This is a genomic window from Segeticoccus sp. (assembly GCF_035708005.1).
Genome location: NZ_DASSTI010000159.1, coordinates 1 through 6,936, shown reverse-complemented (window position 1 = coordinate 6,936; position 6,936 = coordinate 1). Strand labels below are relative to the sequence as shown.

General features: G+C 71.9%; 7 protein-coding genes. 2 read left to right on the top strand and 5 right to left on the bottom strand.

Translation table 11 applies throughout. The features are described 5' to 3' along the window. The first annotated feature begins 75 nt into the window (after positions 1 to 75). The gene (locus VFL99_RS15540) at positions 76 to 1,341 is read left to right on the top strand and encodes a hypothetical protein (protein ID WP_325107265.1); all 1,266 of its coding nucleotides are present in this window, start codon (positions 76 to 78) and stop codon (positions 1,339 to 1,341) included. Between the two features lie 58 nt (positions 1,342 to 1,399). Here VFL99_RS15540 and VFL99_RS15535 read toward each other — a convergent pair whose 3' ends face one another. Continuing rightward, positions 1,400 to 2,380: a helix-turn-helix transcriptional regulator gene (locus VFL99_RS15535; RefSeq protein WP_325107264.1), complete on the bottom strand. Its 981-nt coding sequence runs from the start codon at positions 2,378 to 2,380 to the stop codon at positions 1,400 to 1,402. 123 nt (positions 2,381 to 2,503) lie between these two features. Here VFL99_RS15535 and VFL99_RS15530 point away from each other — a divergent pair, with 123 nt between their 5' ends. Then, a complete protein-coding gene (locus tag VFL99_RS15530) occupies positions 2,504 to 2,872 on the top strand; it encodes a hypothetical protein (RefSeq protein ID WP_325107263.1) in 369 nt (122 codons plus the stop codon). Positions 2,873 to 2,880: 8 nt separating this feature from the next. Here the strand turns inward: VFL99_RS15530 and VFL99_RS15525 are convergent, their stop codons facing one another. The 4 genes from VFL99_RS15525 to VFL99_RS15510 all read right to left on the bottom strand — a co-directional run. Beyond that, positions 2,881 to 3,600: an esterase family protein gene (locus VFL99_RS15525; RefSeq protein WP_325107262.1), complete on the bottom strand. Its 720-nt coding sequence runs from the start codon at positions 3,598 to 3,600 to the stop codon at positions 2,881 to 2,883. Positions 3,601 to 3,646: 46 nt separating this feature from the next. Beyond that, positions 3,647 to 4,801, bottom strand: coding sequence for an alpha/beta hydrolase-fold protein (locus tag VFL99_RS15520; protein ID WP_325107261.1), 1,155 nt, complete (start codon positions 4,799 to 4,801; stop codon positions 3,647 to 3,649). Between the two features lie 43 nt (positions 4,802 to 4,844). Continuing rightward, the gene (locus VFL99_RS15515) at positions 4,845 to 5,765 is read right to left on the bottom strand and encodes a type 1 glutamine amidotransferase family protein (RefSeq protein ID WP_325107260.1); all 921 of its coding nucleotides are present in this window, start codon (positions 5,763 to 5,765) and stop codon (positions 4,845 to 4,847) included. Positions 5,766 to 5,844: 79 nt separating this feature from the next. Then, a partial coding sequence (locus VFL99_RS15510; RefSeq protein WP_325107259.1) for an ATP-grasp domain-containing protein occupies positions 5,845 to 6,936 on the bottom strand: 1,092 nt, incomplete at its 5' end.

The following is a 6,936-nucleotide window of genomic DNA, read 5'->3' as shown; positions in this document are numbered from 1 at the left end:
CGACCGGCCGGACAGAGTCGGGGCCACTCACCCCTTTCGGCAGCCGCCGAACCGGCCAGGAACGGAACAGGATTGATGACGAAGAAGCCCCTTGCCTACGGTCTCGCAGCCGGCCTCGCCGCGACGCTGAGCCTGGCACCGACCGCGGCCTTCGCGGCCAGCGCCGACGCATCGAGCGCCGACGCGGCCACCCCGGCGTCCGCCGCCACCGCGAGCACCCAGAACTCGGTGCAGGCGCGGATCGACGCGCTGCTGGCCAAGAGCAGCCTCTCCCCCGAGCTCAAGGCGCGCATCCACGCGGCCGCGGCCACCCTGCCGGCGAACTGGGCCACGACCGTCGCGGCCAAGCAGAAGCAGTACGGCCTGACCGGAACGACCTTCTACGAGCAGTCGCAGAGCCTGATCAACCCCGATGACTACCAGTGCCAGAGCACGTCCCTGCGGGACTGGCTGACCGCCGAGATGAGCGATGTCGACTTCATCAACCTGCTGCTCCTCTCCCTCCTCGGCGGCGACCAGATCCCGACCTACGACGCGCTGCTGTTCGGCCAGCAGAGCAAGGCCAACACCTTCGGCATCGACGGCTCCTACACCAACGAGCTGAACCGCGAGATGACGAACCTCAAGCGGTTCTGGGACTTCGACGGCTCCGACATCCAGCTCATCCCGATGCACGGCAAGGTCTACCAGGACCTCGACCGGATCACCCACGTCTACGAGGTCCTCTACGGGATGGACCACGCCACGGCGCTGAGCTACGCCGAGCTCGTCCAGGACATCGTGCTGTCCGACCCGGGTATGGCCGGCGGGGAGAACCCGTACTTCACCTTCAACGCGTTCGCCTTCGACCCGACCCCGGAGGACGCGGCCGAGTTCAACCTGACCAAGCGGATCATCGTCGGCGACGGCATCCTGCAGGGCACCCGCGGCATCGGCCTCGGCGACAAGGCGGCCCCGCTGGGCATCCTCGCGCACGAGTACGGCCACCAGGTGCAGTACGCCAAGAACCTGTTCGACTCCCCGTTCACCGGGCCCGAGGCCACCCGGCGCATCGAGCTCATGGCGGATGCGTTCGGGACCTACTTCGTCGTGCACGCCCGCGGCAGCTCCCTGAACGCCCAGCGCACCCTGGACGTGCAGAAGTCGTTCTACAACGTCGGCGACTGCAGCTTCGGCAGCAACGGGCACCACGGCACCCCGAACCAGCGGCTCAAGAGCTCGCAGTTCGCGGTCAACCTCATCGAGGACGCGCCGAACCAGGGCCACAAGCTGCCCGCGCTCGTCTTCGACGCCAGGTTCGAGAAGGCCCTGCCGAGCATCGTCGCCCCGGACGCCTCCTGAGCCTCACCCACCACGGCGGTATGCCGTGAGCGCGGGTGGATCTGACCACCTCACCCGGTCAGATCCACCCGCGCCGCACCGCCTGCGACCCCAGCTGGAAGCGGCTGTGCGCCCCCAGCAGCTCCTGCAGCCTGGAGATGCGCCGGCCCACGGTGCGCTCGCTGACGCCGAGCTCCCGGGCGATCGACTCGTCGGTCAGGCCGGCGCTCAGGTAGGCCAGCAGCTGCCGGCTGTCCCGGTCGGGGGGTCGCCGGTCGGCCACCGGCTCCTCGTCGGCGGACACCGGCACACCCATCCGCCAGAACGAGTCGAACAGCGAGACCAGCGCGTCGAGCAGGCCCGAGGGGTGCACCACCACGGCGTTGCGCCGGTTCTGCGGATCGCCCGGCACCGTGACCACGCCGACACGGCCGTCGCCGATCGTCAGGTTGAGCGGCACGTCCGGGAAGACGCGGGCCTCCTCCCCCAGGGCGATGCACCGCTGCACCGCGGACAGCGCGAGCGGGTCACGCAGCAGGCTGACGCCGTAGACGACGCGGAACCGCACGCCCCGGTCCACCGCCGCGAAGAAGCCGTCGGCCACCCTGGGCTGGGGGCGCTTGGCGGCCGGCCCCAGCGGGCCGATCTGCAGGCCGAGCACCTCGTGCCGGGCGGCCTCCACCACTCCGCCCTCTGCTGCCGACGCGGCGTCGTCGTCCTCGATCACCTCGAGGAAGGACGCCTGCTCGCCGTACTGCTGCCACCACTGCCCCCACCCGTTGGCGCGCTGCCGGGCCTCCAGCGCGGCCGCCTCGAGCTGGGCGGCGAGCCCGTGCAGCGGCGCCCGGGGTGGCAGGGCCGTGACCTGGCCCCCGCTCTCCCGCACCAGCCCCCACCGGGCCAGCCGGCCCAGACGCTGCTGCACGGTGGCGGGGTCCCACTGCAGGTGCCCGGCCAGGTCGTCCGTGCCGAGCGGACCGTTCTCCAGACACGCGCGGTAGAGCGCGTCGTCGTCGTCCGTGAGCGTCCCGGTCTCCCCGAGTCCCCTGAGCGTGCCCATGCGCCCTTCTACCATGACGTGCCGGGCGGCCGGGCCGCCCACGGCGCCGGTCGGGTCTCCACGTCCGCCCCTGAGACGGAACCGCGGGAGGCCAGCTCACGTCATACCGGCATGATCGGTTCCATGGGCACACGGGCGACCAAGCGGGCGGCCACGACGGCGGCCGCGGCACTCACCCTCGGCCTGACGCTGCTGGGCGTGGCGGCGTGCGGGCAGGAGACCTCGGGGGGATCCGGCGGGTCGGGCGGGAGCGCGCCGGTGACCACACCGATGCCCACGGGCGGCCACAAGAACCCGCTGCACACCCAGCACGGCCCGACCAGGGCCACCGCGTCCCCGCCGCACCTGCCGAGCTCGCTGCCCGTCCGGCCGAGCGACCCGCAGATGCCGACCGACAAGGTGCGGCCGACGACCTACCCGGGCCCGAACGGACCGAGCGGGTCCACCCCTCCGGGGCACCCGATGACGCACGGCCCCGCGCCCAGCAAGTAGCGCCGGCGTCAGGTGAGCTCGGCGAGGTACTGCGGCAGCATCGCCCGCCAGGTCTCCCAGTCGTGCTTCCAGTCCGGCCCCCAGTTGTCGACCCGGTTGGGGATGCCCTTGCCGCCGAGGATGTCGGCCATCAGCCAGGACTCCCCCGCGTCCTCCCACTGCCCCTCGCCGGTGGCGAGGATGATCATCCGCTGCTGCAGCATGGTCAGCAGGTGCCCGGACAGGCCGGGGACGAACTCGGTGGGTGCGGAGAAGTACAGGTCGTAGGACCAGTGCGGGTAGAACCGGTCGATCGTGTAGGTGCCGCTCATGCCGACCGCCCGGTGGAAGATGTCGGGGTAGCGGCAGAGCATCGCGACCGCGTTGAACGCCCCGATCGAGGCGCCGGCGGCGATGACCGGCTGGGGGCCGTGGCAGTCGGTGAAGATCGCCGGCACGACCTCCTCGCGGATCGTCTCGTGGAAGAGGTTGAGCACGTGGGCGCGGTACTCGTCGTCGCCGTGCTTCTCCAGCAGGGCCCGGCCGGCGAGGCTGTCGCAGGAGTAGAGCTTGACCCGGCCGGCCTCCAGCAGGCCACCGCACGCGGCGACCACGCCGTGCCGGTCGATCTCCTCGGCGTCGCCGCCGGCGCTCGGGAAGACCAGCACCGGGACCCCGAAGGTGCCCCACCGCACCAGGTTGATCTCGCGCCCCATCCGCGGGGAGTGCCACTGCTCGCGGACCACCATGCTCGTCCCCTCTCCACGGCGCCGGCGGGTCAGCCGGTCGCGTGAGTCATTCGTACACGAACTTCTGCGGTCCCGGGTAGATCCACGACAGCCCGTCGCGCAGCCGGTCCCGCCAGTCCTCCCAGCTGTGCCCGTCGCGTGCCTCGACGTAGCGCACGGTCATCCCGGTCTCGCGGAACACCGACACCATCGACCGGTTCGGCACGATCAGCGGCTCGTAGATCCCGCACGACTGGAACATCCGCTCGGCCACCCGCTTCGGGCGGGCGCGGAAGCGGTTCATGAACTTCACCACCGGGTCGAAGACCGGCCCGCCGCCGTGCGCCATCCCGATGTCGGTGAACACGAACGAGCCGGACTGCACCAGCAGCGAGCCGAAGAACTCCGGGTGCCGGTAGGCCGTCGACAGCGACGCCACCGCCCCGAAGCTCGACCCCATCAGGCACCGCCCGCGCGGCGCCCCGATCAGCGGCAGCTGCTCCTCGACGTGCGGCACCAGCTCGGTGACGACGTGCCGGGCGTGCTTGGAGCTGTTCGCGTACTCCACCAACCGGTCCCCCGGGTCGCTGAACACGACGACCGTCTCGGCCAGGTCGAGGCGGTGGATCAGGTTGTCCAGCACCGTCTTCATCGACGCGTAGTTGAGGTAGTCGTGCCCGTCGTGGACGACCAACAGCGGATAGCGGGTCGTGCGCCGGAACCTCGCCGGCAGGTATGCCGTGCAGCTCACCTCGCGCCGCAGCGCGCGGCTGTGCAGGTGGAAGTCGACGAGCTCACCGGGTCGGGCGTCCGGGTCGGGCTGGGTCCAGTCGGGCGTGACGTAGCCCTCGGCCTGGCACACCGAGGACGACCCGACCGGGCTGTGCGCCACCCGGGGGTTGAGCGGGTCGTTGACCTGCTCGGTGTGCTCGCCGCGGCGCACCTCGAGCTGGTACTCCACCCGCGAGCCCTCGGGCAGCTCGATCACCACGAACCACAGGGAGGTTCCGGTGATCCGGCGCAGCGGCACCCGTTGCGGCTGGTTCACGATCCGGTGGGTCAGGTGCACCTCGTCGGCGTCGCCGCGCCACAGGAACGTGCACTTGACGCCCTCGACGACCGGCACCTCGTGCCGCTTGAGGAACCGGTCGATCGCCGCCTCGTCCAACGGTTTTCGCTCGCGGAGCCGGTTGATCGCGAGCTTGCGGCGCAGGGCGCTCACCGTGGCGCCCCCGCCCGGCGCCCGCTCGGCGGTATGCCGTGCCTCATGCGCTCTCCTCCAGCGTCCCGTCGGTGCCCAGCACCTGGGCGCCGGGCGGCAGGGCGCCCTCGGGGGTGAGGTCCACCCGGACGCCGTCGTTCAGGAGGAGGCACTGCGCCGGCGCGAACCGCCGGGCGAACACGCCCATCCGGCCGGCGTCGTCGATCCGCAGCCGTCGCCGGGCGTGGGGCAGGGCGACGATGTCGCGCACGATCCCCAGCCCGGCGTCATACACCTCGGCGACGGTGGGGCCGTGGGCCGCCCGGTCGTGGAAGAGGACCACCCGGTCGGCGAGGGCCATGGCGCCGGCGGACCAGGCGATCAGCTGCAGGGTGTCGCGCATCGCGGGGCGGACGTTGAAGACGTGCAGCACGTCGAGCAGCACCCCGACGTGGCCGCCGGTGATGACGAGCGCCGTTGCGTCGCCGAGGATCTCGGCGGTCTCGGCGCGGTGGTGGGCGATGGCCTCGCGCTCGTGCAGCCTCCACCGGTCGTGGAACTCGTCGTGGATGGCCTGGGTCCGCTGCAGGTGGCGCTCGTCGAGCTTGCGGATGACCCACTCCGCCTCGCGGACGGCGGCGTCGCGGACCTCGGCGTGGCGGATCGGCCGGCGTTCCAGCTCCAGCAGGGCGTTGACGGCGTGGTCCAGGCCGAGCAGGTAGCACTCCTGCGTCTCCTCCAGCACGGCCCTGCGCTGCTGGTGGGCCGCGGCGAACTCTGGGTCGCGCTCGATGACGTCCTGCCAGCGGGTCCACAGGCCCAGGTTGCGGCTCTGCCCGTCGAGCAGCTGGTCGAGCTCGGCGTCGTCGGGCTCGCGCTCCTGCCACCCGGCGGTCACGGTGGCGAACGGGCCGTGCAGTCCGAGGGAGCGGACCACGGAGGCGAGGCGGGGGCGGCGCTGCGGGCCGAGCAGGGTGACGTTCATGCGGAGGGCCGTGCCCGGCATACCGCCTGGGGGTGCGACGGGTGCCGCCACGGTGGGGTGGGGAGGGCGGGCACGTGCGTCACCCGGCGTAGACGTGGACGGTGCGGCCGACGTCGTCGAGCATGCCGCGCAGGGTGTCGTAGTCGGGGTGCTTCAGGCGCATCCAGGCGTTGGCCATGTAGCCGGCCTCGACCGCCTGGGTCGGCGTGCCGGGGGCGGGCAGGTGCGCGTCGATCACCCACGAGCCGTAGCGGTCGTCGATCTCCTCCAGGCCGGAGTAGCCGCTGATCGTGCCGTCGTGGTCGGGGCGCAGGGCGATGATGCCGGCGGAGTACTGCCGCGACGGCCGCAGGTGGGTCTGGCCGTGCACGATCGCGTTGGCCCAAGCGACGTAGATGTCCATGTCGTTGGCGGCGGCGTAGAGGTCCCAGCAGCCGACGCCCGGTGGCCGGGCGCCGATCTCGCTGAACCGCAAGCCCTTGGGCCCGAAGAACCACTCCATGTGGGTGGCCGAGGTGCCGATGCCGAGGGCGGCGTTGACCTTGGCGCCGAGGTCGCGCAGCTCGGCGTAGTCGCCGGCGGTGTCGATGCGGTTGGTGCACACGAACTGCGGGGAGATCCAGCGGGTGCGCATCGCCTCGAGCACGCCCGGGTAGTAGTGGGAGACGAAGTCGAGCTCGATCCGGCCGTCGACCGAGATGGTGTCGTAGAAGCCCTCGTGGCCCTCGACGAACTCCTCGACCGCGATCGAGGTGGCGCCGGTCTCGCCGTAGTGGTCCAGCGCCGCGGCGAGTTCGGCGTCGTTGTCGACCTTGACGGTGCCGGCCGCCCCGGCGCCGCTGCGCGGCTTGAGGATCAGCGGGTAGCCGGTCTGCCGGGCGAACTCGCGCACCTGCTCGGCGGTGTCGGCGCCGGTGGAGGCGGCGGTCGGCACGCCCGCCTCGCGCAGTGCCTGCTTCATCGACGGCTTGTCGCGGCACAGCCAGGTCGTGTGCACCGACGTGCCGGGTATGCCGGTCGCCTCCCGGACCTGCGCGGCGGGCATCGTGTGCGCCTCCACGGTGGCCTCGAGCCGGTCGATCCACAGGCTGCCCTGGAGGTGCTGGACGCAGGCGGTCAGCGCGCCGACGTCGGTGACCGAGCCGATCTGCTCGTAGCGGCCGAGCCAGCC

Excerpts from the sequence above, each read along its gene's own strand:
- VFL99_RS15515 (WP_325107260.1), bottom strand. The coding sequence starts at position 5,765 with ATGAACGTCACCCTGCTCGGCCCGCAGCGCCGCCCCCGCCTCGCCTCC.
- VFL99_RS15530 (WP_325107263.1), top strand. The coding sequence starts at position 2,504 with ATGGGCACACGGGCGACCAAGCGGGCGGCCACGACGGCGGCCGCGGCA.
- VFL99_RS15525 (WP_325107262.1), bottom strand. The coding sequence starts at position 3,600 with ATGGTGGTCCGCGAGCAGTGGCACTCCCCGCGGATGGGGCGCGAGATC.
- VFL99_RS15535 (WP_325107264.1), bottom strand. The coding sequence starts at position 2,380 with ATGGGCACGCTCAGGGGACTCGGGGAGACCGGGACGCTCACGGACGAC.
- VFL99_RS15540 (WP_325107265.1), top strand. The coding sequence starts at position 76 with ATGACGAAGAAGCCCCTTGCCTACGGTCTCGCAGCCGGCCTCGCCGCG.